At 66.4% G+C, this 24,491-nt stretch carries 22 protein-coding genes; 9 read left to right on the top strand and 13 right to left on the bottom strand.

The annotated features are described in order from the left end of the window. Positions 1-274: 274 nt before the first annotated feature. Positions 275-1,249 (top strand): LacI family transcriptional regulator, encoded by a 975-nt coding sequence (locus APS40_RS12200; protein WP_442855867.1) that lies wholly within the window; start codon positions 275-277, stop codon positions 1,247-1,249. 258 nt (positions 1,250-1,507) lie between these two features. On the opposite strand, the gene APS40_RS12195 is transcribed toward APS40_RS12200, so the two are convergent. From APS40_RS12195 to APS40_RS12170, 6 genes are all read right to left on the bottom strand, one after another. After that, positions 1,508-2,452 (bottom strand): ABC transporter permease, encoded by a 945-nt coding sequence (locus tag APS40_RS12195; RefSeq protein ID WP_055047310.1) that lies wholly within the window; start codon positions 2,450-2,452, stop codon positions 1,508-1,510. Beyond that, a complete protein-coding gene (locus tag APS40_RS12190; RefSeq protein ID WP_055047309.1) occupies positions 2,449-3,561 on the bottom strand; it encodes an ABC transporter permease in 1,113 nt (370 codons plus the stop codon). The genes APS40_RS12195 and APS40_RS12190 overlap by 4 nt, the downstream gene beginning before the upstream one ends. Beyond that, positions 3,558-5,102 (bottom strand): ABC transporter ATP-binding protein, encoded by a 1,545-nt coding sequence (locus APS40_RS12185; protein WP_055047308.1) that lies wholly within the window; start codon positions 5,100-5,102, stop codon positions 3,558-3,560. Before APS40_RS12185 ends, APS40_RS12190 begins: the two co-directional genes overlap by 4 nt. A gap of 104 nt (positions 5,103-5,206) precedes the next feature. Further along, positions 5,207-6,259, bottom strand: a complete 1,053-nt coding sequence (locus APS40_RS12180; protein ID WP_055047307.1) for a BMP family lipoprotein — start codon at positions 6,257-6,259, stop codon at positions 5,207-5,209. Positions 6,260-6,282: 23 nt separating this feature from the next. Beyond that, entirely contained in the window at positions 6,283-7,236 is a 954-nt protein-coding gene (locus APS40_RS12175) for a nucleoside hydrolase (RefSeq protein ID WP_156342921.1), read from the bottom strand. Beyond that, positions 7,233-8,558: an amidohydrolase family protein gene (locus APS40_RS12170; RefSeq protein WP_197279488.1), complete on the bottom strand. Its 1,326-nt coding sequence runs from the start codon at positions 8,556-8,558 to the stop codon at positions 7,233-7,235. Before APS40_RS12170 ends, APS40_RS12175 begins: the two co-directional genes overlap by 4 nt. Positions 8,559-8,692: 134 nt before the next feature. On the opposite strand from APS40_RS12170, the gene APS40_RS12165 reads away from it, so the two are divergent. From APS40_RS12165 to rbsK, 7 genes are all read left to right on the top strand, one after another. Continuing rightward, on the top strand, positions 8,693-9,649 hold the full coding sequence (locus tag APS40_RS12165; RefSeq protein WP_156342920.1) for a cytidine deaminase: 957 nt from the start codon (positions 8,693-8,695) through the stop codon (positions 9,647-9,649). Continuing rightward, on the top strand, positions 9,649-10,380 hold the full coding sequence (locus APS40_RS12160; protein WP_055049644.1) for a creatininase family protein: 732 nt from the start codon (positions 9,649-9,651) through the stop codon (positions 10,378-10,380). The genes APS40_RS12165 and APS40_RS12160 overlap by 1 nt, the downstream gene beginning before the upstream one ends. Positions 10,381-10,537: 157 nt before the next feature. After that, positions 10,538-12,403, top strand: coding sequence for an adenine deaminase (locus APS40_RS12155; RefSeq protein WP_055047304.1), 1,866 nt, complete (start codon positions 10,538-10,540; stop codon positions 12,401-12,403). Between the two features lie 158 nt (positions 12,404-12,561). Next, positions 12,562-13,578 (top strand): LacI family DNA-binding transcriptional regulator, encoded by a 1,017-nt coding sequence (locus APS40_RS12150; RefSeq protein WP_055047303.1) that lies wholly within the window; start codon positions 12,562-12,564, stop codon positions 13,576-13,578. Next, on the top strand, positions 13,575-14,324 hold the full coding sequence (locus APS40_RS12145) for a glutamine amidotransferase (RefSeq protein WP_055047302.1): 750 nt from the start codon (positions 13,575-13,577) through the stop codon (positions 14,322-14,324). Before APS40_RS12150 ends, APS40_RS12145 begins: the two co-directional genes overlap by 4 nt. Continuing rightward, complete coding sequence (locus APS40_RS12140; protein WP_055047301.1) at positions 14,321-14,902, top strand: AAA family ATPase; 582 nt, start codon at positions 14,321-14,323, stop codon at positions 14,900-14,902. The genes APS40_RS12145 and APS40_RS12140 overlap by 4 nt, the downstream gene beginning before the upstream one ends. Positions 14,903-15,082: 180 nt before the next feature. Continuing rightward, a complete protein-coding gene (rbsK, locus tag APS40_RS12135; protein WP_055047300.1) occupies positions 15,083-16,009 on the top strand; it encodes a ribokinase in 927 nt (308 codons plus the stop codon). Positions 16,010-16,021: 12 nt separating this feature from the next. On the opposite strand, the gene APS40_RS12130 is transcribed toward rbsK, so the two are convergent. Both APS40_RS12130 and APS40_RS12125 read right to left on the bottom strand, forming a co-directional pair. Next, the gene (locus APS40_RS12130) at positions 16,022-16,924 is read right to left on the bottom strand and encodes an NAD(P)/FAD-dependent oxidoreductase (RefSeq protein WP_055047299.1); all 903 of its coding nucleotides are present in this window, start codon (positions 16,922-16,924) and stop codon (positions 16,022-16,024) included. After that, a complete protein-coding gene (locus tag APS40_RS12125; protein WP_055047298.1) occupies positions 16,914-17,378 on the bottom strand; it encodes an Rrf2 family transcriptional regulator in 465 nt (154 codons plus the stop codon). Before APS40_RS12125 ends, APS40_RS12130 begins: the two co-directional genes overlap by 11 nt. Positions 17,379-17,639: 261 nt before the next feature. Here APS40_RS12125 and APS40_RS12120 point away from each other — a divergent pair, with 261 nt between their 5' ends. Continuing rightward, positions 17,640-18,638 carry a GntR family transcriptional regulator gene (locus tag APS40_RS12120; protein ID WP_055047297.1) on the top strand — a complete coding sequence of 333 codons (999 nt, stop codon included), beginning with the start codon at positions 17,640-17,642 and terminating at the stop codon, positions 18,636-18,638. Between the two features lie 85 nt (positions 18,639-18,723). On the opposite strand, the gene APS40_RS12115 is transcribed toward APS40_RS12120, so the two are convergent. The 5 genes from APS40_RS12115 to APS40_RS12095 are packed head-to-tail and all read right to left on the bottom strand — an operon-like array spanning position 18,724 to position 24,479. After that, on the bottom strand, positions 18,724-20,310 hold the full coding sequence (locus APS40_RS12115) for a peptide ABC transporter substrate-binding protein (protein WP_055047296.1): 1,587 nt from the start codon (positions 20,308-20,310) through the stop codon (positions 18,724-18,726). A 56-nt stretch (positions 20,311-20,366) separates the two neighbouring features. Further along, the gene (locus APS40_RS12110; protein WP_055047295.1) at positions 20,367-21,368 is read right to left on the bottom strand and encodes an ABC transporter ATP-binding protein; all 1,002 of its coding nucleotides are present in this window, start codon (positions 21,366-21,368) and stop codon (positions 20,367-20,369) included. Then, on the bottom strand, positions 21,365-22,381 hold the full coding sequence (locus APS40_RS12105; RefSeq protein ID WP_055047294.1) for an ABC transporter ATP-binding protein: 1,017 nt from the start codon (positions 22,379-22,381) through the stop codon (positions 21,365-21,367). The genes APS40_RS12110 and APS40_RS12105 overlap by 4 nt, the downstream gene beginning before the upstream one ends. After that, positions 22,378-23,553, bottom strand: coding sequence for an ABC transporter permease (locus APS40_RS12100; protein ID WP_197279487.1), 1,176 nt, complete (start codon positions 23,551-23,553; stop codon positions 22,378-22,380). The genes APS40_RS12105 and APS40_RS12100 overlap by 4 nt, the downstream gene beginning before the upstream one ends. Beyond that, positions 23,550-24,479 carry an ABC transporter permease gene (locus APS40_RS12095; protein WP_156342918.1) on the bottom strand — a complete coding sequence of 310 codons (930 nt, stop codon included), beginning with the start codon at positions 24,477-24,479 and terminating at the stop codon, positions 23,550-23,552. Before APS40_RS12095 ends, APS40_RS12100 begins: the two co-directional genes overlap by 4 nt. Positions 24,480-24,491: the final 12 nt, after the last annotated feature.

Raw genomic sequence — 24,491 nt, 5'->3', positions numbered from 1 at the left:
CCTCCCCCGAGGCGGCGCAATGGTTGCTACCAAAGTATGCCAACCGAATGGAGCCCCGGGACTTCCCGCCTTGCAATCGATTTCATAACATGTTGAGCTACGCCTGAGCGGATCGTGGGGGAGCATCGCCGCTCACCCAAAATGCCTCGCGAGTAGGCATTCATCCGTTCGAGGGAGGACATCGTTGGCCGATACGGAGACGCGCGACAAGCGCGCCAAGGCACGCCAGCCGCGTCGTGCCGCCGGCACTGCCAAGCCGAGCGGCAAGCCGACCCTGCGCACCATCGCCGAGATGACCGGCCTCGCCATCACCACGATCTCGCGGGCACTCAACAATGCGCCCGAACTCTCGGAGGAGACCCGCGTCCGGGTGCAGAAGATCGCGGCCGAGGTCGGCTATGTGCCGGATCGCACGGCGCTGCGGCTGAAGACCGGGCGCACCCACGTCATCAGCCTGATCCTCGACCCGCATGACGAGATTCTCGGCTTCGGGCAATCAATGGTATCGGGGCTGACCGAAGCGCTGCGCGGCACGCCCTACCACCTGGTGATCACCCCGATGTTCATCGGAGGAGCGCCGATCGACCCGATCCGCTATATCCTCCGCAACAAGGCGGCTGACGGGGTGATCTTCTCGCGCACCCAGCCAGACGACATCAGGGTGAAGCTGCTGATGGAGGAGAATTTCCCCTTCGTCTCGCACGGCCGCACCGCCTTTTCGTCGGCGCATCCCTTTGTCGACTATGACAACTACGCCTTCGCGCATCACGCGGTGATGCGGCTAAAGGCCAAGGGCTGCCGCAAGGTGACGATCATCCTGCCGCCGATGCGCTTCAGCTTCGGCCACCATCTGAGCGACGGCTTCATGGCGGCGATCCGGGAGACCGGGCTCGACCACGAGATCATCGCGGGCGCGACGCTCGACAACACTGCCGACCAGATCCGCCTCGCCACCATGCGGCGGATCGCCGAGCCGGACGCGCCCGATGGCTTCATCTGCACCGGCGATGCTGCCGGCCTGTCGATCATGGCGGGCATCACCGACGCCGGCCGCGAGATCGGCAGGGACGTGCACATGGTGGTGAAACAGACCTCCGGCATCTTCAGCCAGGTGCGCCCCAAGGTCGATGCGATCTTCGAGGACACGGCGCTGGCCGGCAAGCAGATGGGCGAGCTGCTGCTGCGCCGCATCAACGGCGAACCGGCCGAGACCCTGCAGATCCTGCATGCGCCGGAGATCTGGTTTTAAGGCCGATTGGCTGCACCTGCCGTAGTGGTTGGTCTCGATTGCGAGTTGCTCCCCGGCATCCCTTCTCCCCTCAGGGGAGAAGGTGGCGCGAAGCGCCGGTTGAGGGGTGAAGTCGTGCAACGAGCGCTCGTCGAAAAGCTGAACCCCTCACCCTAGTTCCGCTACGGACCTCACGGTCCTAGCTGCACTACCCTCTCCCCTCAGGGGAGAGGGGCAGAACCTCCAGTATCCGCGAAAGCTAGCAGAACGTTACCTCCGCTACTTCACCCCGCGCATGGCCAGCGCCCGCTGGGCGCGGATCGAGAACAGCACCAGGGCGGCGATGGTCACGACGAACGGAATGGCCCGGATGACTTCTGCCGGGATGTCGTTGAACAGGCCCGGCATCACCACTGCCAGCGCTTCGAAGGCGCCGAACAGCAGAGCGGCGAGCAGCGCGCCGACCGGATGGCGCGCCCCCAGCAGCACGGCACCGAGCGCGATGAAGCCCCGGCCGGCGGTCATGTCGCGGGTGAAGCCGACATAGTTGAACATCGCCAGCTGCGCGCCGCCCAACCCGGCCAGCGCGCCCGATACGATGAGGCTCCAGGTGCGGATCTTGTTGACCGGAATGCCGGCCGCTTCCGGCGCCGCCGGATACTCGCCGACGCCGCGCAGCCACAGGCCCCACGGCGTGCGGTAGAGGAAGTACCACACCGCAAAGACCAGGAAGGCGGCGAGCCAGCTCAGCACCGAGTGGCCAGAGAGGAACGCCGTCAGGGTCGGGCCGACCAGCGGAATCTGGGAGAGGAAGCTGAGGTCGACAGCCGGAATGGATTTCGACTGCAGGTTGATCGAGGTGCCTTTGTCGCCGCCGGTAGCGAGCGCCAGCGCGAACACCGTGCCGCCCGCCGCGAGGATGTTGATGGCGAAGCCGACGAGGATGATGTCGGCCTTCAGCCGGAAGGCGAAGAACGCCATGATCAGTCCGAGCAGCGCCCCGGCACCGAGACCGGCAGCCACCGCGACGTACCAGGGCGCGTAGACCGAAACGATCACCGCGGTGAGGCAGCCGATCAGCATCATGCCTTCGAGCGCCACGTTGAGCGCCCCGCCAAGGTCGGCGATGAGGCCGCCCAGCGTCGCCAGCAACAGCGGCGTGGTGGTGCGGATGACGGTGACGAAGAAGGCCGCCGAGAAGACGGTGAGGAAGAGTTCCATCATTTGGCGGCACCCCCGGCAGCGGCGGGCGCCGCCGAAGCAGCCGGCGCGCGCCTGAACAGCCGCGTGATGAAGTTGAGCGAGTAGGACGAGGACACCAGCAGGATGATGATGGCGGTGACGATGCCGATGACCTCGGCCGGAACATCGGTGCGGATGTTCATCAGCTGCGCCCCTTGCCTGAGATAGGCGTAAAAAATGGCGACGATCGGCACGGCGAGCGGGCGGCTGCGCGCCACGATGGCGACGAGGATGCCCTCGAAGGCGAGGCCGCCCTCGAACAGCACCGTCAGCTTGCCATAGGTCTGGCCCTGCACGAACATCGAGCCGAGCAGGCCGCCCAGGGCACCCGAGGCGGTCATCGCCGAGACCATGATGAAGGTCGCCTTGATGCCGGAATACTCGGCAAAGCGGGCGTTGTGCCCGACCAGCCGCAGCTTGAGGCCCCAACTGGTGCGATAGAGCGCGAACCACACCACCACCACAGCCACGAGGGCAAAGATGATGGAGAGATCGATGCGGGTGTTGGCGACCAGGGTGGGGAACACCGCATTGTCGGGGAAATCGTTGGTGGTCAGCACGCCGGCCTGCGGCTTGGGCAGGTTGGTGCGGACGAGGAAGTTGCACAATTCGATGGCGATGTAGTTCAGCATCAGCGAGGAGACGATCTCGTTGGCGCCGAGCCGGGCCTTGGCGATGCCGGGCAGGAAGCCGTAGAAGGCGCCGGCCAGCATGGCGGCGGCAATGCCGAGCGGAATGCCGGCCCAGCTGGCGCCGAGCGGCGACAGCGCCACGTAGGTGGCGGCCAGCGCCCCGACATAGACCTGGCCCTGCACGCCCATGGCGAACTGCCGGGCCTGGAACACCAGGCTGAACGCGAGACCGGTGACGGTGAGCTTGGCGATGTCGTCGATCCACAGGCCGATGGTGCGCGGACGCGACAGCGGCTGGGTCAGCAGCACGTTGAGCGCCTCGAACGGCGCCTTGGAGGTCAGCAGCACGACGACGAAGGCGACGAGCAGCGCGATGACCAGCGCGCCAAGGGCGCGGCCGACTTCGCGGCGCATGGTCTTGAAGCGCGAACTGCGGTCGATGGCCGGAAGGGTGCTCATTTGAGGGCCACCTGCATTTCTTCGCTGGTCTGGGTGGAAAGCCCGAGCATGTAGGCGCCGAGCGTTTCGGGGGAGAGATCGGGCTGGTTGACGAAGGCCGCGACGATCCTGCCGCGATAGAGGACGATCAGCCGGTCGCTGAGCGCCAGCAGTTCGCTGAGATCGGCCGAACTCAGCAGCACGGCGGCGCCTGCGTCGCGGGCATCGGTAATGGTGCGCCAGATGAACTGGGTGGCGCCCAGGTCGACGCCGCGGGTCGGCTGGTTGACGAGGAGGAGTTTCGGCTGCTCGCTGAGTTCGCGCGCCACCACCACCTTCTGCATGTTGCCGCCCGAGAGCGTGCCGACGGCGGAGGACGGTCCGCCGACGCGGATCGAGAACCGCTCGATCAGCTTTTGCGCGTTGGCCCTGATCGCCTTGAGGTCGAGCAGGCCGTTGCGCACGTAGCGGGTGTCGTCGAGCTTGGTGGCGACGAGGTTTTCGGCCACCGAGGCGCCGGTGGCGAGGCCCTCGGCGATGCGGTCCTCGGGGATCGAAGCGAGCCCGAGGCCACGCCGTTCGAGCACGTTCATGCCGGTGACGTTCTGGTTGGCGACCCGGATGTCGCCGGCGGCGATCGAGCGCAGCCCGGCGATCGCCTCGAGGGTCTCGGCCTGCCCGTTCCCCTCGACGCCCACCAGCCCGACGATCTCGCCGGCATGGACATTGAGGTCGAGCCCGGCCACCACCTCGGTGCCGCGGGCATTGACCACACGGAGACCGGTGACGGCGGCGACGCGCTCGCTCTGATCGGTGGCCTTGCGCTCGACGCGGAGGCTCACTTCACGGCCGACCATCATGGCGGCGAGGCTCTTTTCGGTGACCTCGCGGGTTTTCACCTGGCCGACGGTCTTGCCCTGCCGCATCACGGTGATGCTGTTGGAGATCTCCAGCACTTCGGGCAGCTTGTGGGCGATGAAGATCACCGTCTTGCCCTGCGCCACCAGTGAGCGGATGGCGACAAACAGCTCCTGCACTTCCTGCGGCGCCAGCACGGCGGTCGGCTCGTCGAGGATCAGGATGCGGGCGTTGCGGTAGAGCGCCTTGAGGATCTCGACGCGCTGCTGCTGGCCGACCGGCAGGGTGCGGACCGGCGGCACCGGATCGACCTTGAGGCGGAACTTTTCGCTCAGCGCCTGGACCTCGGCGATGGCCTTCTGGCGATCGAGCCGAATGCCGGCGCGCGGCTCGGAGCCGAGCACGACGTTCTCATAGACGGAAAAACTCGGCACCAGCGAGAAGTGCTGGAACACCATGCCGATGCCGGCATCGATCGCCTCGCGCGGGTTAGTGAACTTCACCGGCTTGCCATCGAGCAGCAGCGTGCCGGCATTGGGCTGTTCGATGCCGAACAGGATTTTCATCAGGGTGGACTTGCCCGCGCCGTTCTCGCCGACCACGGCGTGAACCTCGCCCGGCTCGATGACGAGATTGACCCCGTCATTGGCCACCACTCCGCCGGGATAGGTCTTGCCGATCCCGATTGCTTCCAGAAGCGCCATGCTGCCCCGCTCTGCGCCAGACGTTCAGCGGGCCCGGGACGTCCCCATCCCTCGACCCCGCACCAGAAAGATCGGGCCCCGCGTTGCCGCGGGGCCCGGTCGGTTTACTTCATGTCGGTGTTGACGGTGATCTCACCGGCGATGATCTTGGCCTCGAGGGCGTCGACCTCGGTCCGCACCTCGGCCGGCACGAGCTTTTCGTACTGGGCGTTCTTGGAGATGCCCACGGCGCCGTCCTTGAGGCCGAGCAGCACGCGCTGGCCATAGACCTGGGTGCCGTCGATGGTGCCCTTGAGTGCCAGCAGCAGCGACTGGCCGACCTTCTTTTCCACCGAGGTGAAGATCACGTCGGCCTGTGCCGGGTCGGTGCTGGCAAAGATCGCGGCCTGGTCGCTGTCGACGCCGACGGCGAGCTTGCCCGGCGAATCCTTGACCGCCTGCAGCGAGCCGATGCCGGTACCGCCGGCGATCGGGAAGATGATGTCGGCGCCCTGGTTGATCTGGGCGAGGGCGATTTCCTTGCCCTTGGCCGGATCGTTGAAGGTGCCGGCGACGGCATTCAGGATCTGCACCTTGTCATTGGCGGCCAGAGCGCCCTGGTCGAAGCCGACCTTGAAGTCGGTGACGGTGGGGAACTCCATGCCGATGATGGTGCCGAGGATCCCGGACTTGGAGATCTTGGCCGCCGCGTAGCCGGCGAGATAGCCGGCGGACGAGGTGGTGTACTGCACGCCGAGCACGTTCTTGCAGTCGCACTTGGTGAAGTCGGGGGCGTCGTCGAAGTCGATGAACTTGACGTCGGGATACTGCGGCGCCAGTTCGGCGATGTAGCCGGTCATGTCGAAGGTGCCGGCGATGATCACGTCGTAGCCGGAGTCGGTGGCATCGGCGAGCGCCGGCTGCCACTTCGAGCGGTCGTAGCCGGCCTCGATGATCTTGACGGTGACCGGCAGCTCGGCTTCGGCGCGCTTCATGCCGGCGGCGGCGTCATCGAAGAAGCTCTTGTCGCCCAGCGTGCCGTGCAGCACCAGCGCAACCTTGAGCGGGTTGTCCTTGGTGTATTCCTGGGCGGCGGCGGGGATCGCCGTCGACGCCATCATCGAGGCGGCGAGCAGGGTACCTGCTGCGGCCTTGGCAAAAGTCGAGATCAGAGACATGCGCACTCCTGTTTGCGTTTGTTCTAATGCTTGGGTGAATAGGCGGCGGATACGGCGTAGAGCGCGTCGACCTTCGCAACGTCGACCTCCTCGACGAACGTAATCTTGGGGGTGCCGAGGCGCCCGGAGGGATCGACCAGCGTCATGCCACGGGTCAGCCCGGGGGCCAGTTCGACGCTGGACGACGCGGTGATCGACTTGGTGACCATCGAGGGATCGAGCACCACGGCAGCAGCCAGCGGATCGACATAAAGGAAGCGATCGGGCAGGCCGCGACGGATGCCGTTGTCGCGGGCATGCTTCTGCAGCGCCTCGTTGAAGCTCTTGAGCGGCGAGGCCGGGATCGAGGCGAACAGCGCGTCGATCCTGTCGCCCACCATGAAGTGGGTGAGGCATGGCTCCCACGGGATCACCACCGTCTCGATGCCGGCGGTCAGCACCACATGCGCCCCCTCGGGGTCGGCATAGATGTTGAACTCGGCCGCCGGCGTGGTGTTGCCGCGACCATAGACATTACCGCCCATGATGGTGAGCGTGCCGATGCCATCGACGATCGAGGGATCGAGACGGAGCGCCAGCGCCAGGTTGGTGAGCGGCCCGATCATCAGGATATCGGCCTTTTCGCCCTTCGCCTTGGCCTCGTTGAAGGTGCGGATCAGCACGCCGACGCCGTCGTCGGAGGCATGGGTTTCCTGCTTGGCGGGACGCGGAGCGCCGCCGAGGCCATCATCGCCATGCACGTATTTGGCATCGATGATCGGCTGGGTCAGCGGACGATCGGCGCCGCGATGCACCGGGATTGAGAGCCCGAGCTGGGCGCAAGTGGCGAGGAGGTTGATCGTCGCCTGGTCGCGCCCGACATTGCCGAACACCGTGGTGATCAGGTCCGGCACCTTGCCGTTGGCAACCAGCAGAATGAGCGCCTGGGCGTCGTCGACGCCACCGTCGCTGTCGAAAATGAACGTACGTTTGGTCAAGCTACAGCTTTCTTGTTCTTGGCGTCCGTCTTGGCTTCCTGGACGCGCTTCCAGAAGTCGGCGTAAGTCGCCGAGTAAGCCTGTCGAATGTCCCCGAAGGGCCGGCGCGTCAAGGTCCGGTCGGCGACCAACTGCTCGCCACTCACCCAAAGATGACGCAGGTCACGGCCACTGCCGGAATAGACCAACAGGGTCTCGGGGTCCGGCGTCTCGGAATAGCCGGCGCCACGCAGGTCGAATGCCGCGATATCGGCGGCCTTGCCGACCTCGAGGCTGCCGATCTCGTGCTCGAGGCCCAGCGCCCTGGCCCCTTCGATCGTCGCCATGCGGACCAGATCGCGGCTCGACAGCGGCTGCGCGACGCCCTCGCGGTGCGACGCCACGAGGCCCGCGACCCGCATCTCGGAGACCATGTCGTAGGAATTGTTGGCGGCGACGTTGTCGGTGCCGAGCGCCACGGTGACGCCGGCAGCCCGGAGCTCGACCGCCGGGCAGATGCCGGCACGGCCCGAGCGCAGCCCGGCCGAGGCGTTGTAGGACACCGATGCATGCGGCGCCCGGGCGAATACCGCGATATCCTCGGGGCTGAGGTCGATGCAGTGCGCCGCATGGATGCGGCCGTTGAAGAAGCCCAGCTTTTCGAGCGCTACCGCCGCTGTGGTGCCGTAGCGGCGCTCGGTTTCCTCGTTGTCTTCGGGCCCGCAGGCCATGTGCAGGTGGAGGCCGACGCCATATTTGTTGGCAACCGCCACCTCCTCGACGAGCAGCGCCTCGGTGTTGTCGACATACGGCGCGTGCGGACCGAACCAGGGGATGATGCGACCGTCGGCCGAGCGCTGCTGCTCGAGGAAGGCCGTGGCCTTGGCCAGTTCCTCCTCGCCGCGGCGTTCGTCGCCCAGTTGCACGATGCCATAGGCGATGACCGAGCGGAGGCCCGCGGCCTTCACCGCGTCGGCGATCTCCTCGGCAAAGAAATACTGATCGCAGAAGGTGGTGGTGCCCGAGAGCGCCATCTCGGCGCAGCTCAGCGCCACCGCGGGGCCGACATCGGACGCCAGCAACGACAGCTCCGGCTCGCGGATCGAGTTGTACCAGCCCTCCATGGTCAGGAGGCTCTGGCCTTCCGAGCGGCCGCGGAACAGCACCATCACCGAGTGGGTATGAGCATTGACGAGGCCCGGCATGACGAGGTGTCCGGTCAGGTCGAACACCTCGTCGAAGCCGGACGGGTTGGGAGTGGCGTCGCGTGGTCCTACACCGCTGATCCGACCCTCGCGGATGGCCACGAAACCACCCTCGAACACCCGATTTTCAGCGTCCACGGAAAGAACCGTCGCTCCGTGGATAAGCGTTGAACCCATTTGACCCCCGTCCGGTAAACCGGTTTACATGGCGATCTAACGACACTCAAAAGCCGCTTGTCAAATGCATTCGCGGCACGACCAGAGCACCCGAAGTGAGCCTCAATCCGTTCCGGGCCGACCCCGCTATCGCCGCTCGATGTGAGCGTCAGACTGCCGAGATCGGCGACAGGGTTAGCGCAGAAATCATGCGGCTGATCGCAACAAAAGCGCGCCGGCCCGAAGATAATCTCGGCAGCATCGTGCTCGCCGGCGAAGCGCAGATACTGCGGCAAAGCTTCGGCCTGGGCAGCGTCGAGGAGCTGATGCTTCTGGCGCTGGCGCCCGCCCGCGGCATCGCCCGGCCGCCGATTTCGAATTTCTTCGTCGGCGCGGTGGGGCTGGAGCGCGAGACCGGCAACCTGATCCTGGGCGGCAATGTGGAATTCCCCGGCACCCATCTGGGGTTCACCGTGCACGGAGAGGGGTTCGTGTTCACCCGCGCCGCGGCGCGCGGCACGAGCATCGAGACCATTGCGATCGGCGAAGCCCACCCGTGCGCGCATTGCAGGCAGTACATCTCGGAGTTCGCCACCAGCCGCAAACTGACGCTGATCGACCCGCTCGGACATCGGCTGACGATGCCGCAGCTCTATCCCTGGCCGTTCGATCCGGATTACCTGGGTGAGCGCGGGGCGGTGGCCGGCGCCTATGACGCGACGCTCGAACTCGCGGGCCACGACTTGCCGGTCGCCATCGCCGATCGGCTGCTCGATGCCGGACGACGCGCCCATTCGCCCTACAGCAAATGCCCGGGCGCCGTGGTGCTGGCGCTCAATGACGGGCAGCTGGTGTCCGGCTTCTCGATCGAGAGCGTCGCTTTCAACCCGAGCATGGGCCCCTTGCAGGCGGCGATGATCAATCTGATTGCGCATGGCTACGAAACCGCCGATATCGCGGAGGCCGCGCTCGGCACCCGGCTCGGCGGCAATGTCGACTACAGCCTGAGCGTCACCGAACTGCTCGGCAGGATCGCACCCCGGGCGCCGCTCAACATCGCAGGATGGGCCTGATGCTCGATACGCAAAGCGCCAGTTGGGAAGAGATCTCGGCGGCGATCGCCCGCGGGCTGATCGCCGTGTTGCCGGTCGGCGCGGTGGAGCAGCATGGCGCGCATCTGCCGGTGCTGACAGACACGGTGCTGGCGAGCGGCGTGGCCCGCCGCATCGCCGCGGGTTGCGACGCGCTGCTGCTCCCCGCCATCGCCTATGGCGACGCCTGGACGGCCGAGGCCTGGGCCGGAACGTTGTCGTTGTCGCCCGAAACCCTGCGCCTGACGGTGACCGATATCGGCCGCGGCCTGCAGCGGATGGGCGTAAAGGGGTTGATCACCGTCAACGGGCATTTCGGCAACCGCGAGCCGATCAACCTCGCGGCGCGCACGCTGAGCGAGGCGGGTCTTCCGGTGCTGCATCTCGACTATCCCCGGCTCGAGGCGCTGGCCGCCGAGCTGATGGAGAGCGAACCCGCCGGCCCGGGCTTCTACCACGCCGACGAGGTCGAGACCTCGATGATGCTCGCGCTGGCGCCCGAGACGGTGCGGATGGAGCGCGCCGCTCCCGAGTATCCCGAGTTCCCGGAGCTGTTCGGATCCGAGCCGATGAAGCTTTCGGCCTTCAACAGATCAGGCGTGTTCGGCGACCCGCGACCGGCCACGGCGCAGAAGGGAGCGGAACTGATCGGGGGGATCGCGGCGGAAAGCCTGAGGCTCATCGGCCTATGGAAGAAGAAGTACGGAATTTGAACCCGACTGAAGCAGACGGCCCCCTCCCGACCTCCCCCACAAGGGGGGAGGTGAAGAGTCGAGGCTGTCGCTCGATCCTGCCAAAAGCACCGGCGGGGCACCTCCCCCTTCATGGGGGAGGATGGGAGGGGGCCGTCTCTATCGATAGGATATCTGCATGACCTCCCTCCCAAACGACCTCCTCATCACCGCCGCCGACGAAGTGAAGATCCGACAGGACCTGCTGCTGGTGGCGCTCGGCAAGCGGCCGGCCGACCGGTCGCTGCGGGTCGGAAAACTGCTCGACGTGCATTCGCGCACGTGGATGCATGACCAGGAGATCGTGATGCGCGGCAAGCGCATCGCCTGGGTCGGGCCGGCGGGCGAATACCAGGGGCAGGTCAAGGAGCGGTTCCACGAGCCCAAGCTCGCCGCGGTGCCCGGCTTCGGCGAAGTGCACAAGCACATCGAAAGCTCGCACCTGACGCCGGAATGGGAAGCCGCGCTGGTGATGCCGCGCGGCAATACCTGGACCTGCGAGGCAAGCCACGAGTTTTCCAATGTCGATGGCCCGCACAACCTCGAGTTCTGGCTGACCGCCCGGCAGGCCGGCTCGCCGCTGAAGGTGTTCCCGCAACCGGGCTCGGCCGTGCCGCCCACCGCTTACGAGTGGGGCGGCGGGCATTTCGGCCATGACGAGCAGGCGAGGTTCATGGCCGCGAGCCCCATGGTTACCGGCCTCGACGAGGTGATGGACTGGCCGGCGGTGTGGAACCCCGAGAACCCGTCGCACCAGCGGCTCTGGGGAATGATCGAGGCGACCTTCGCGGCGCGCGGCGTGGTCGAGGGCCATGGCGCGGGGCTGAGGACCCTGGGCGAAATCAACGCCTTCGCCGCGGCCGGCCTCGCCTCCGACCACGAGATGATGACCGCCGACGAGGCCTGGGACAAGTTGCGGCACGGCCTGTTCATCGAGATCCGCATCCATTCGATGACCGAGATCATCACCGGGCTGCTGCAGAAGGGCCTGGTCGACTGGAGCCAGGTGGCGTTCGCCACCGACGACCGCAGCGCCACGCTGACGCTCGAGACCGGGGCCACCGACCACAATATCCGCACCGCCATCGCCGCCGGCCTGCCGGCGGAAATCGCCATTCAGTGCGCCACAATCAATCCGGCGCGACACATGCGGCTGACGCCCTGGGTCGGCTCGATCTCGCCCGGGCGGTTTGCCGACATGGTGCTGCTCGATGACGTCGCTTCGCTGAAGATCGCCAAGGTCTGGGCCGATGGGGCGCAGATCTCGGAGGGGACGAGCTTCATCGGCAAGGTGCCGGACATCGACTGGCCGGACTGGGCAACGCGAACCATCAACATCCAGCGCGAGCTCACGCCGGGCGACTTCGCCATCAAGGCGGCGCCGGGGCGAACGACCATGCAGGCGGCGGTGATCCGGCCGTTCCACTGGCATCCGGATTTCTACACCATGGAGCTGCCGGTCGCCGACGGCGAAGTGCAACGGCTCGACAGCGAGAACCTCACCAAGTTCGCCATCGTCGACCGCTTCTCGGGCGAGGGCAAGGTCGCGAGGATGTTCTGGCGCGGCTGCGGGCCGCGCGACCCTGACACCGCCGTCGCCTGCTCGGTGGCGCATGACAAGCACAATATCTGGACCTGCGGCTCCTCCGATGCCGCCATGGCGCTGGCAGTCAATACATTGCGGGAAACGCAGGGGGGCTGGGCCCTCGTGCACAAGGGCAAGGTCACGGCGACGGTCCGCTTCGAGATCGGCGGGTTGATGTCGAAGCGCCCGGCGGCGGAGCTCGACGCCGACATGCAGGCGCTCTACCGCGCCGCCGCAGAGGTCGACTGGATGTACGAGCCGACCTTCCGCCCCCGCTGGAACCCCGGCTTTCCGGAGCGGCTGATGTTCGCGACGCTCACCTGCGCGCCGTGGACCTGGGTGCTGGTGGCACCCTCGCCGCTGGCGCCGGAGGGTTTCGTCAATGTATCGACGGGCGAAGTGCATCCCATCGTCTGGTAGAAGCGCCGGTCAGGGACGCCGAACTCGATGCGATCGCCTCCCTCCTCCTTGAGAGGGAGGAGAGAAACCGCGGCGACAAACACCCGGGAATCTGTCTACGAAACCGCTTTACTAAAGCGCTTGCATCGATCTAGCTTACCGGCGCGAGTGGGGGTGCGATGGCAACGATCCATGATGTGGCGCAGGATGCCGGGGTGTCGCCGACAACGGTGTCCCGGTACCTCAACAATCGTATCGAGTTGCCGCCCTCGACGGCGAGCCGCATTGATGCGGCGATCGCCAAGCTCGATTACCGGCCGAACCTGCTCGCCAAGCGGCTTTCCACCGGCAAGACCGAGGCGGTTGGCCTGGTGACGCCGGAAATCCGCGAGCCGTTCTTCGCCGAATTGGCCTCGGCCTTCGAGGACGAGGCCGACCGGCACGGCTACACCGTGTTCATGAGCTCCACCCGCTCCGACCGCGACCGCGAGATCGCCTCGCTCGAGCGGCTGCACGACCGCCATGTCGACGGCCTGTTGATGATGACCAACACGCCCGATGACGGAACCCTCGCGGCGCTAATCGGCAAGCGGCGGAACGTCGTCATCGTCGACGAGGACATTCCCGGGGTGGGGGTGCCGCGGCTGTTCGTCGAGAACACCGAGGGCGCACACGCCGCGACCCGCCACCTGATCGAAGCCGGGCACCGCCGCATCGCCTATCTGGGCGGCCCGCATGGGCTGCTGACCGTCACCGAACGGCGCGAAGGGTTCCTGCTGGCGATGAACGAGGCCGGCATCGCGGTGCGACCGGAATATGTCGCCATCGGCAGCTTCGCGCCGGAACTAGCGCGCGTCGCAACACGGAAATTTCTCGAGCTGCCCATGCCGCCGACGGCGATCTTCGCCTCTTCGGACTACCTCGCCATCGGCGCGGTGATGGGCCTCAAGGAGGCAGGCATCAGCGTCCCGGACGACATCTCGCTGATCGGCTTCGACGACATGCCTTTCGGCGCGCTGCTGACGCCGCCGCTGACCGCCATCCGCCAGCCCGTGGAGCAGCTCGGACGCCAGGGGTTCCAGACCCTGTTGGCGCTGCTCAATGGCGAAGCACCGCCGCTGTTGACGCGGTTGCCCGTCGAACTCATCCGGCGCCAGTCGGTCGCCGCACCCACACGGAAGGACTTTGTAGCGTGAGTAAGCGCGTATTGATTGCCGGGGAATCCTGGGTCACCCACTCGATCCACACCAAGGGTTTCGACAGCTTCACCACCACCGAATACAACGAGGGCGTGCGCTGGCTGAAGGCGGCGCTCGAGGGCGGTGGCTGGGAGGTGACATTCCTCCCCAACCACCTGGCGGCACGGGATTTTCCGCAGACCGCCGAAGCGCTCGCCGCCTACGACGTGGTGATGCTGTCCGATATCGGCGCCAACACGCTGCTGCTGCACCCCGACACTTTCGTGCGCTCGGTGCCGCTCCCCAACCGCCTGAACGCGATCAGGGATTACGTACGCAACGGCGGCGGCCTCGTGATGATCGGCGGCTATCTCACCTTCCAGGGCATCGACGCCAAGGGCCAGTATGCCGGCACGGCGATCGAAGAAGTGCTGCCGGTGACCCTCTATCGCCATGACGACCGGCGGGAGAACCCGCAGGGTGTCGTCGCCCATGTCGGAGATCCCGGCCATCCCATCACCAAGGGGATCAACGGGGAATGGCCGGCGCTGCTCGGCTACAACGAGGTGGTAGCCAAGCCCGATGCGGACGTGCTGGTGCGGGTCGGCGGCGATCCGCTGATCGCGGTCGGCACCTTCGGCGAGGGCCGCTCGGCGGTGTTCACCTCCGATTGCGGGCCGCACTGGGCGCCGCCGCCCTTCGTCGACTGGACCGGTTATGCGCCGTTGTGGAACAACATCGCGAACTGGGTGAGCGGCAAATGACCAAGGTGAAGCAGGCGCCCGATCCGTGGCAGCGCACCACCACCGAGAACGGCCTTCCGGCCGACGAAGTCATTTCGGCGCTGCAGAAATCCATCCGGCGCGGGCTCACCGAGAATGCCGTGCTGCTCGGCTGGGAGATGTACCTCACCAGCCCCGAACTTGAGCAGAAGCTGTGGGACCGGCTGGCGGTGATCTCGGTCGAGGATGTCGGCTTCGGCAACCTCGACGCGCCGGTGCTGGTCGATACGCTCTACCGCACGCACCAGCGCTTCGACCGGCCGACGCATGACCGGTTCCTGTTCGCCGCGCACGCCATCCGCGTGCTGTCGCTGGGCAAGAAGGACCGCACCAGCGACGATATGGTCAATTGGGCCAAGCACGCCATGGCGTTCGGCGAACGGCTGCCGGAAATTCCGGATTTCGCCGTCGACATGCATACCGGACGCGGCGAAGCGATGGGGCGCGACTATCTTTACTTCATGACCGAAGCCAGCAAGGTTTCCCCCGAGATCGAGGGTCGGGACGAGAAGTACCGGGACTGGATTCTTGCGGCGCTGAAGGCGGGGAAGCTCACGTAACTGATAGAGACGGTCCCCTCCCAGCCTCCCCCATAAAGGGGGAGGTGAAGAGTCGGGTTTGTGGCTGGATTGAGCCTGACGCACCGGCGAGGCACCTCCCCCTTCATGGGCGAGGATGGGAGGGGGCCGTCTGCCGGAAAACAACTTCGAGGCGCGAACAGCGCCCAAAGAGGAGGAACCATGCGCGCACCGGTCGCAGTGCTCGGGATTTTCGTGGCGGACCTGGCGTTCCGGGCGCCGCGCCTGCCGCTGATGGGCGAGACCATTCTCGGCCAGGGGTTCAAGGATGGTCCTGGCGGCAAGGGCTCGAACCAGGCGATCGCGGCAGCGCGGGCCGGGGGCGAGGCGCGAATGATCACCCGTATCGGCCGCGACACCTTTGGCGAGATGGCGCAGAAGGCCTGGGCCGCCGACGGCATCGACACTTCGGCCGTGGCGATCGATGAGGAGCTGCCGACCGGCGCGGCCTTCATCTTCGTATCCACCGAGACCGGCAACAACGCCATCATCGTCGAGAGCGGCGCGGCAGCGAAGCTGTCGCCGGCCGACGTCGCGGCGGCCGAGCAGACCATCGCCGGCTCGAAGGTGCTGGTGACGCAGTTCGAGCAGCCGGTCGAGACAGCGATCGCCGGGCTTACCCTGGCCCGCAAGCACGGGGTGATCACCATCCTCAACCCGGCGCCGGCGCTTCCGGTCGACGACGCGATCTACGCGCTCTGCGACTATGTCACGCCGAACGAGACCGAAGCGGCGACGCTGACCGGGCTCAAGGTCGAGAGCGAAGCCGACGCCTTGGCTGCCGCCAAGGAACTCGTTCGTCGCGGCGCGAAGAATGCCTTGATCACCCTGGGCGAAAAGGGCGCCCTGCTCTACGGCGAATCGGGCACTCACATGGTCCCCGCCTTCAAGGTGCCCAAGGTGGTCGAAACCACCGGCGCCGGCGATGCCTTCAATGGCGGCTTTGCCGTGGCGCTGGCCGAGGGCCAGTCGCCGGTCGAAGCCATTCGCTTCGGCTGCGCCACCGCCGGGTTGTCGGTGCAGAAGCCGGGCACGGCCCCGTCGATGCCGACCCGGGCCGAGATCGAGGCGATGCTGGCCACTGGCTGACGGGGCGCCGGCTCACGCGGCGATAGGGAAGACCAGCGAGCGGTGCAGCGCCGTGCCGGCCAGCACCCCATCCGCCACGGCGAAGCTGACGCTATGCATCGGGCGGGCAATGTCGCCGGCCGCAAAGACTCCGGGCACGCTGGTCTGCTTCAGCGCGTCGGTGCGAATGAGCCGACCGAACGGGGCATCCTCGGAGGCACACCCGAGCTGGTCGGCAATGTCGCTGTTCAGCCGTGACTGCGGACCGATGAATAGCGCGTCGATGGCGACCCGGCGGCCATCGGCCAGGTCCACCGCCGAGAGCGCGGGCGCCGCACCGCTGAGCCCCACCACCGGCGTCGCTTCGATGCTGACGCCCCGATGGATCAGCTCGTCACGCGTCGCAGCATCGGGCTCGAAGCCGTTGCTGAAATAGGTCACCGGCCCCCACTCGGCCACCAGCATGGCCTGGTGCGCCGACATCGGGGTCATCGCCAGGACGCCCAGCCGCTGCCCGGAGAACTCGAAGCCGTGGCAATAGGGGCAGATGATGACCGAATGCCCCCAGCGCTCGGCGAGGCCGGGAAGACCGGGGAGTTCGTCGCTGAGGCCGAAGGCCAGCACCAGGCGATCGGCGGTAAGTTCGGCGCCCGATGCGAGGGTGACGGCAAAACCGTCGCCATGCGGCCGGGCGGTGCGCGCCTCGCCAACGACCAATGACGCCGTCGGATAGGCCAGCACCTGGGCGCGGGCCTTGTCGAGCATGGCGGCGGGGGTGCTGCCGTCATGACCGAAGAAGCCATGCGAGTGGGCGGCGAAGCGGTTGCGCGGCAGGCCGGCGTCGATGATCGCCACCGAGCGGCGCGCCCGGGCGATGTACATGGCGGCGGACAGGCCGGCGAAGCTGCCGCCGATGACGATGGCATCATGATGCATGGGAGTGCTCCAGATCGATATGGGCGCCGCGGGCCAGCATGCGGCGATGGAAGTCGGCGCTGAGCTCGGCGAGGGTTACTTCCCCCAGCCGCTGCAGCAGCAGCGCCTCGGCCGCGGCGAAACTGTCATCGAGGGCAGCGTTTACCGCCTGCTCGACGAGGCAGTTTGGATTGTCGCTGCGGTTGCCGATGGCGAGCAGCGTGGGCGAACCGAGTGCGCTGTAGATGTCGCGCAGCGTCAGGCGGCCAAAGCCCTCGGCCAGCGTCCAGCCGCCGCCATGGCCACGCCCGGACTGTACGTAGCCTTTGGCTTTCAGCCCGGCCATGGTGCGGCGGATCACCACCGGATTGGTGTGCATGGCTTTGGCCAGCAGCTCCGAGGTCACCGGCCCATCATACTCAGCCATATGCAGCAGGACGTGCAGGACGCCCGAAAGTCGACTGTCGCGCATCATGTAACTGCATATGTTACGTGATGACGCCAGAGTCAAGGGGGGGTGCGGGCCAGTGGCGCCCCTTCACGCGTACGGCAGTCTTGCAAATCGGCAGCGCATCAATGCATATTGCATGCACAGTGCGTAACGACCGATATCGAGAAGCTGGACCGACTGGCGAATGTCGGCGCACCCAGCGGATATTCAAAGCAGTAGCGGACAAATATGCGATCGCATCGGACCGCAGACAGGAAGGCGGGCAAGGTGGTAGAACGGCGCCCGATGTCGCCGAAGCCCGAAGCCCCGCTGTACCAGACCATCTATGCGGTGCTCCGCGAGCACCTGGTGCGGGAGGCGTTTCCGGCCGGACTGGTGCTGGGCGAAGCCAATGTGGCGCGCGCCTTCAAGGCGAGCCGCATCCCGGCGGCAGCGGCGCTGAAGCGGTTGAACGAAGAGGGGCTGATCGGCGGCTTTGCCGGCCGCGGCTTCATCGCCCGGGGCGGCGAAGCGTCGCCTAAGCCGCTGCGGCTCGAACTCAGCGAGGCCGGCCTGGTGCTGCCGGCAGCGCTCGAAGCCGACGCGTCGCCCCGCAATATCGGGCTCAGGATCTACCCCGAAGTCGAACACGCCGTCGCCGCGAGCCTTGCCTATGGCCGCTTCATGCTCAACGAATCGGCGCTGGCCGAGCATTACGGGGTGAGCCGGACCATCGCGCACGAGGTGCTGACCCGGCTGGCCCGTACCGGCATCATCGTGCAGGAGGCCAACCAGCGCTGGTATGCCGGGCCGCTGACCGCCGAGTCGATCCGCGAGCATTACGAGATGCGCTGGATCCTCGAGCCGGTGGCGCTGCGCCAGGCCTTCCCCAAATTCACCGCAGCCGAGCTGACCGCCCGGCGCGACCGCGTGGTGCGGGCGCAGGGCGGTGAGCGCGGCATCATGGAACTCGAAGGCATCGAGCAGGACCTGCATATCGACACGGTGGCGCGCTGCAACAACCGGCAACTGTTGCAGGCGGTGCAGCGCAGCCAGCTGCTGCTGATCGCCACGCACGCGACGTTCCGCAGCCACCGGACGGGCAACGAGATTTCCACCATGCTGGAAGAGCACCGCAGCATCTACGATCTGCTGCTCGACGGCGATCTCGACAGTGCCTGCCGCATGCTGGAGACGCACCTGCATCGCTCGATGCACCCCAATATCGAGATGGTGGACCGGCTCGGGCCGATGCCTGAGGCGGCCCGCCTGCCCTACCTGACGCCGGTCGAGCGGGGCGCCTGAACGACAAACCCCGGCCTCGTGGGAGACCGGGGTTCGAAGGCTCACGGCGCAGTGCGGGCAACCCGCACCGGCCAGCGCCTGGCGCTTACTTCTCGATGGTGACCGCGTCGAAATACGGCGTGTTCAGCGGCGAGCGCCAGAAGCCTTTCACGTAGGGCTTCATCATCATGTACTGGTTGCGGTGATACTGCGGCAGGATCACCATGTCGTTCATGATCAGCGCCTCGGCGGCGCGCATGTCGGCCAGCGACTGCTTCTCGTCATTGGTGGCCTTGGCGTCGGCGATCAGCTTGTCGTAGTCGGCGTTGGACCAGTTGGCGAGGTTGTTGGCGCTGCCGGTGACGAAGTTATCGAGGAAGGTCATCGGGTGCGGATAGTCGGCGCCCCACCCCATCTGGGCGATCTGGTACTGAACCTTCTGCACTTCGGGATAGAACACCTGCCACTCGGACGCCTGGATCTTGACGTCGATGTTGAGGTTCTTCTTCCACATCTGCTGGATGGCTTCGAGCAGCTTCTCGATCGGGGGGGACGAATAGGTGACGAACACCGTGTCGGGGAAGCCGGCGCCATCCGGATAGCCGGCCTCGGCCAGCAGCGCCTTGGCCGCATCGACCTCGGCGGTCGGCGCGAGGCCGAAGGTATCGGAGCCGTCGCGGAAATCCTCACCGGCGACGTTCATGCCCGGTGGCACCAGCGCCATCGCCGGGATGTCGGCCGACTGCAGCACGAACTCGACGATTTCCTCGCGATCGATCGCCATCGACAGCGCCTTGCGGACGCGGACGTCGTCGAGCGGCTTCTGGTGCGGGTTGAAGAAGGCGTAGGTGGTGCCGAGCGCCGGCACGACCAGGAAGCCGTTATTGTCTTCGGAAGCGAGGCGCGGGATTTCCGGGGCCGGCACGGCTTCGACGCCGTCGACATCGCCGGCCTCGTAGGCGGCGAGCGCGGTGGCCGGGTCGGGGATCAGCCGGAAAGTCAGCTTGTCGAGGCTGACATTGGCGGCGTTGTAGTATTCGGGGTTCTTCTCCAGCACGATCGACTCGCCGAAGTTCATCGCGGTGACGCGGAACGGGCCGGTGCCGATATAGGTGTCGGGCTTGCGGGTCCAGCCATCGGGATCGGCGGAAACGATGTCCTCGCGCACCGGGAAGAAGGTGGAAAAACCGAGCAGCTGCAGCATGTAGGGCACGCGCTGCTTCAGGGTGAAAGTCAGCGTGTGGTCGTCGGTGGCCGAGACCGCAACATTGTCCTTGGACTGGTCGGCGTAGAACTCCTCGGCGCCGACGATGCCATAGAGCATCTGGCTGTTCTTGGCGCCGGATGCCGGGGTCAGGACGCGCTTCCAGGCATAGACGAAGTCGCCTGCCGTCACCGGCTTGCCGTCCGACCACTTGGCGTCGGCGCGCAGCTTGAAGGTGTAGGTGAGGCCGTCATCGCTGATGGTCCAGCTCTCGGCCAGCGCCGGCACAACGGCGCCGTCGGAGGCGTATTTCACCAGGCCTTCGAAGGCATTGCCGATGATCGGCGTAGCGAAGGTCTCGGCGGTGGTGCCCGGATCGTAGGCGGCGGATTCGTTGTTGACCACATAGGTCAGCTCGCCGGCAGCCCAGACCGGGCCGACCGAAGCCAGCAGGGCCGCGGCACAGAGCGGCAGCAATCGCTTCAGCATAAGTTTCTCTCCTGTTTTGCGGACCGTTGTCCGGTCCCGTTGAAAGTCGAAAACGTTCAGGCGGCCACCGCTTGGCCGCCCATGACCTCCGCCGCATAGTGGCAGGCGGCGAGATGACCTCCGCCGACGTCGCTGAGCGGCGGCTCGACCCGGGCGCAGAGTTCGGTGGCGAACGGGCAGCGCGTGCGGAAGCGGCAGCCGGATGGGATATCGATAGGGCTCGGGATCTCGCCGCGCATCGGCGCGACGTCGCGGCGCGCCTCGGGATCGGCCACCGGGATCGAGGCGAGCAGCGCCTTGGTGTAGGGGTGGGCCGGGGCGCGATAGAGCGTATCGTTGCCGGCGAGCTCGACGATCTTGCCCAGATACATCACCCCGATGCGGTCGGAGATGTGGCGTACCATCGACAGATCGTGGGTGATGAACAGGTAGGTGAGGCCGAGCTCGGCCTGCAGGTCCTCGAGCATGTTGACCACCTGGGCCTGGATCGACACGTCGAGCGCCGAAATCGGCTCGTCGCAGATCACCAGTTCGGGGGTTAACGCGATGGCGCGGGCAATGCCGATGCGCTGGCGCTGGCCGCCGGAGAATTCGTGCGGGAAGCGATGCGCATGATCGGCATTGAGCCCGACCCGCGCCAGGAGCTCGCCGACCCGCTGCGCCCGCGACGCTTGCGTGCCGATGCCGGCGATCTCCAGCGGCTCGGCGATCAGGCTCTGCACCGTCATGCGGCCGTTGAGCGAGGCATAGGGATCCTGAAAGATCATCTGCATGCGTCGCCGGTAGGGCGCCAGCTGCCGTTCCGGCAGGTCGGCAATGTCCTGGCCATCGAACAGCATATGGCCGGAGGTCGGCTGGAACAGCCGGATCAGGGTGCGCGCCAGGGTGGACTTGCCGCAGCCGCTTTCGCCGACCAGCCCAAGCGTTTCGCCGCGGCGGATCTCGAGGTCGACGCCGTCGACCGCCTTCAGCAACGGCCGGTTGCGGCCGAAGAGGTCGCCCGGCAGCGAGAAATGCTTGGTGAGGTGCTTGAGTTCGACCAGCGGGGTATCGGTCATGCGGGGACGAGCTCGGCGGTGATGCCGGCGACGCGCGGCGCTTCAGGGTGGTGCAGCCAGCAACGGGCGCGGTGCCCTTCGCCGACATCATAGAGCGGCGGTAGCGCGGCGTTGCACTGGGCCATGGCATGCGGACAGCGCGGCGCGAAGGGACAGCCCGGGGGCGGGCGCAGCATGTCCGGCGGCGAGCCGGGGATCGGGGTCAGCCGCTGCTGCGTCTCGTCGCGGAGGTCGGGGATCGAAGCGAGCAGCCCGCGCGTATAGGGATGCGAGGGCCGCGCGAACAGTTGTCGCACCGGGCCCTCTTCCATCACCATACCGCCATACATCACCAGCACCCGGTCGGCGGTTTCCGCGATGACGCCGAGATCGTGGGTGATGAGGATCACCGCCATGCCGAGGCGACCCTGCAGTTCCTTCAGCAACGCCAGGATCTGGCGCTGGATGGTGACGTCGAGGGCGGTGGTCGGCTCGTCCGCGATCAGCAGTTTCGGGTCGCAGGCGAGCGCGATGGCGATCATCACCCGCTGGCGCATGCCGCCGGAGAACTCGTGCGGGTAGGATTTGAGCCGCTTGGCGGCGGAAGGGATGCGGACCAGTTCGAACAGCTTGACGGCGCGGGCGCGCGCCTCGGCACGGCTGACCTTGCGATGCCTGAGGATGGTCTCGATCACCTGCTCGCCGACGGTGAGCGTCGGATTGAGCGAGGTCATCGGATCCTGGAAGATCATCGAGATCTCGTTGCCGCGCAGCGTGCTGAGCTCGTCTTCGTCGAGCGCCAGCAGATCGCGGCCTTCGAACGACGCGGTGCCGGCGATCACCCGACCGCTGCTGCGCAGCAGGCCCATCAGGCTCATGCAGGTGATCGACTTGCCCGAGCCGGACTCGCCGACAATGCCCAGGATCTCGCCGGCATTGAGCTCGAACGAGACGCCGCGCACTGCCTGCACCTCGCCGCGCGAGGTGAAGAAGCTGGTCGAGAGGTTGCTGACCGAAAGCAGGGGCGTGCTCATGTGCGCAGCCTCGGGTCGAGCGCGTCGCGCAGGCCATCGCCGAGGAAGTTGAAGGCGAACATGGTGAGGCTGATGGCGGCGGCCGGGAAGAACAGCTGGTAGGGGTAGGCGCGCAAGGTCTCCACTGCCTCCGAGGTCAGCGTGCCCCAGCTGGCCTCCGGCGGGGTGACGCCGAGCCCGATGAAGCTCATGAAGCTCTCGATGAAGATGGCGCTCGGGATCAGCATGGTGAGGGTGACGAGGATCGGGCCGACCGAGTTGGGCAGCAGGTGCCGCACCAGGATGCGGGGCGTCGAGGCGCCCATGGTGCGGGCGGCGGCGACGTAGTCCTGCTGCTTCAGCGTCAGGATCTGGCCGCGCACGATGCGCGCCATGTCGACCCAGTAGACCGAGCCGATGGCCAGCACCACCGACAGGAAGCCGGAGTTGAACACCACCATGATCAGGATGACGTACAGGGTCAGCGGAATGGTCGAGATCACCTCGACGATGCGCATCATGATGGTGTCGGCCTTGCCGCCGAGATAGCCGGCGAGGCCGCCGTAGAACACGCCGATGAAGAAGTTCACCAGCGTTGCGACGAAGGCCACGGTGAGCGAGATGCGGGCGCCGTAGAGCTGGCGCGCCAGCACGTCGCGACCGAGCTGGTCGGTGCCGAGCACGTGGCTCATGTTCCACTGCCAGCCGCTCGGCGCGAGCGCCGTGCCATCGGCGAAGCTCAACTGCTGTTTGGCGGTATCGAGCACCACCTCGCGGTCGCCGAACTTGAACCGCTGCTGCTTCTTGATCAGGTCTTTCTTGGTCGCCCGGATCAGCCCGGCGACCTCGCCCGACGGCGTCACCTCGTAGAGGTTGAGGTTGCCAGAGTTGAAGAAGAAGCGCGTCGTCGCCCCGGCGCCGTCGGTGATCTCGTAGGTCTGGAACAGCGGCGGGATGTTGGAGAGCTTGAGGTTCTGCTCGAAATAGGTGTGCCGCGACAGCATCGGCCCGAAGATCGCGGCGAGCACCAGGAGGATGATGAAGCCGAGCCCCAGCATGGCGGGCTTATTGGCCCAGAGGCGCTGGCGCACATCCTGCCAGAAGGTGAGGCTGGGGGCCGCGATATACTCGGCGGCCGTGCCGTCGCTGGTTGCCGGGGCCCACATTTCAGGCGCGATCTCAATGTCGGTCATTTGGCGTCGGCCCGGTATTTGATGCGCGGGTCGAGCACGAGATAGAGCATGTCGACGATGAAGATCATCACCATCAGCACCGCGGAATAAAAGATGGTGATGCCCATGATGGCGGTGTAATCGCGATTGGTGATCGACAGGACGAAATGCCGGCCGATGCCGGGGAGCGCGAAGATCTGCTCGATGACGAAGGAGCCGGTGAGGAGATTGGCGACCACCGGGCCGAGGACCGTCACCACAGGGATCAGCGAGTTGCGCAAGCCATGCTTGAACAGCACCGTGCCGCGCTTCAGCCCCTTGGCCCTGGCGGTCATCATGTAATCCTGCTGCAGGGTCTCCAGCAGGCTCGAGCGGGCCAGCCGGGCGATGAACGAAATCCAGAAGCCGGACAGCGCGAACACCGGCAGGAAATAGCCGCGCCAATCATCGAGGCCGAAGGTCGGCACCCAGCCGAGCCGCAGCGCGAAGACGTAGAGCGCCACCGTGGCGATGACGTAGGACGGCACCGCGACGCCGATGGTGGCGATCACCATCACCAGGGTGTCGGGCCAGCGATTGCGATTGAGTGCCGCGACGATGCCGAGCGGCACGCCCAGCGCCACCACGCAGATCAGCGCCAGGGCGCCGGTCTTCATGGTGACCGGCAGGCCCTCGGCGATGATCTGGTTGACGCTCATCCCGGCATATTTGAACGACGGGCCGAGGTCGAAGCTCAGCACGCCCTTCAGGTAGTTGAGGTATTGCAGCCAGAGCGGATCATCGAGGTGATACTTGGCGTTGAGCGCCGCCTGGATTTCCGGCTGCAGCATCTTCTCGGAGGTGAACGGCCCGCCGGGCACGGCGTGCATCAGGAAGAAGGTCAGCGTGATGATGGCGAACAAGGTCACCAGCATCAGCAACAGGCGCTGCACCACATAGGCCGTCACCTGGACGACCCC

The sequence above is a fragment of the Devosia sp. A16 genome, from assembly GCF_001402915.1.
Classification (GTDB): domain Bacteria; phylum Pseudomonadota; class Alphaproteobacteria; order Rhizobiales; family Devosiaceae; genus Devosia_A.
This window is presented reverse-complemented; position numbering and strand designations above follow the sequence as displayed.

What these genes read in the sequence shown, in the direction of transcription:
- APS40_RS12195 (WP_055047310.1), bottom strand. Translation starts at nt 2,452, where the DNA reads ATGATGGAACTCTTCCTCACCGTCTTCTCGGCGGCCTTCTTCGTCACC.
- APS40_RS12190 (WP_055047309.1), bottom strand. Translation starts at nt 3,561, where the DNA reads ATGAGCACCCTTCCGGCCATCGACCGCAGTTCGCGCTTCAAGACCATG.
- APS40_RS12185 (WP_055047308.1), bottom strand. Translation starts at nt 5,102, where the DNA reads ATGGCGCTTCTGGAAGCAATCGGGATCGGCAAGACCTATCCCGGCGGA.
- APS40_RS12180 (WP_055047307.1), bottom strand. Translation starts at nt 6,259, where the DNA reads ATGTCTCTGATCTCGACTTTTGCCAAGGCCGCAGCAGGTACCCTGCTC.
- APS40_RS12160 (WP_055049644.1), top strand. Translation starts at nt 9,649, where the DNA reads ATGCTCGATACGCAAAGCGCCAGTTGGGAAGAGATCTCGGCGGCGATC.
- APS40_RS12155 (WP_055047304.1), top strand. Translation starts at nt 10,538, where the DNA reads ATGACCTCCCTCCCAAACGACCTCCTCATCACCGCCGCCGACGAAGTG.
- APS40_RS12150 (WP_055047303.1), top strand. Translation starts at nt 12,562, where the DNA reads ATGGCAACGATCCATGATGTGGCGCAGGATGCCGGGGTGTCGCCGACA.
- APS40_RS12140 (WP_055047301.1), top strand. Translation starts at nt 14,321, where the DNA reads ATGACCAAGGTGAAGCAGGCGCCCGATCCGTGGCAGCGCACCACCACC.
- rbsK (WP_055047300.1), top strand. Translation starts at nt 15,083, where the DNA reads ATGCGCGCACCGGTCGCAGTGCTCGGGATTTTCGTGGCGGACCTGGCG.
- APS40_RS12130 (WP_055047299.1), bottom strand. Translation starts at nt 16,924, where the DNA reads ATGCATCATGATGCCATCGTCATCGGCGGCAGCTTCGCCGGCCTGTCC.
- APS40_RS12125 (WP_055047298.1), bottom strand. Translation starts at nt 17,378, where the DNA reads ATGATGCGCGACAGTCGACTTTCGGGCGTCCTGCACGTCCTGCTGCAT.
- APS40_RS12120 (WP_055047297.1), top strand. Translation starts at nt 17,640, where the DNA reads ATGTCGCCGAAGCCCGAAGCCCCGCTGTACCAGACCATCTATGCGGTG.
- APS40_RS12115 (WP_055047296.1), bottom strand. Translation starts at nt 20,310, where the DNA reads ATGCTGAAGCGATTGCTGCCGCTCTGTGCCGCGGCCCTGCTGGCTTCG.
- APS40_RS12110 (WP_055047295.1), bottom strand. Translation starts at nt 21,368, where the DNA reads ATGACCGATACCCCGCTGGTCGAACTCAAGCACCTCACCAAGCATTTC.
- APS40_RS12105 (WP_055047294.1), bottom strand. Translation starts at nt 22,381, where the DNA reads ATGAGCACGCCCCTGCTTTCGGTCAGCAACCTCTCGACCAGCTTCTTC.
- APS40_RS12100 (WP_197279487.1), bottom strand. Translation starts at nt 23,553, where the DNA reads ATGACCGACATTGAGATCGCGCCTGAAATGTGGGCCCCGGCAACCAGC.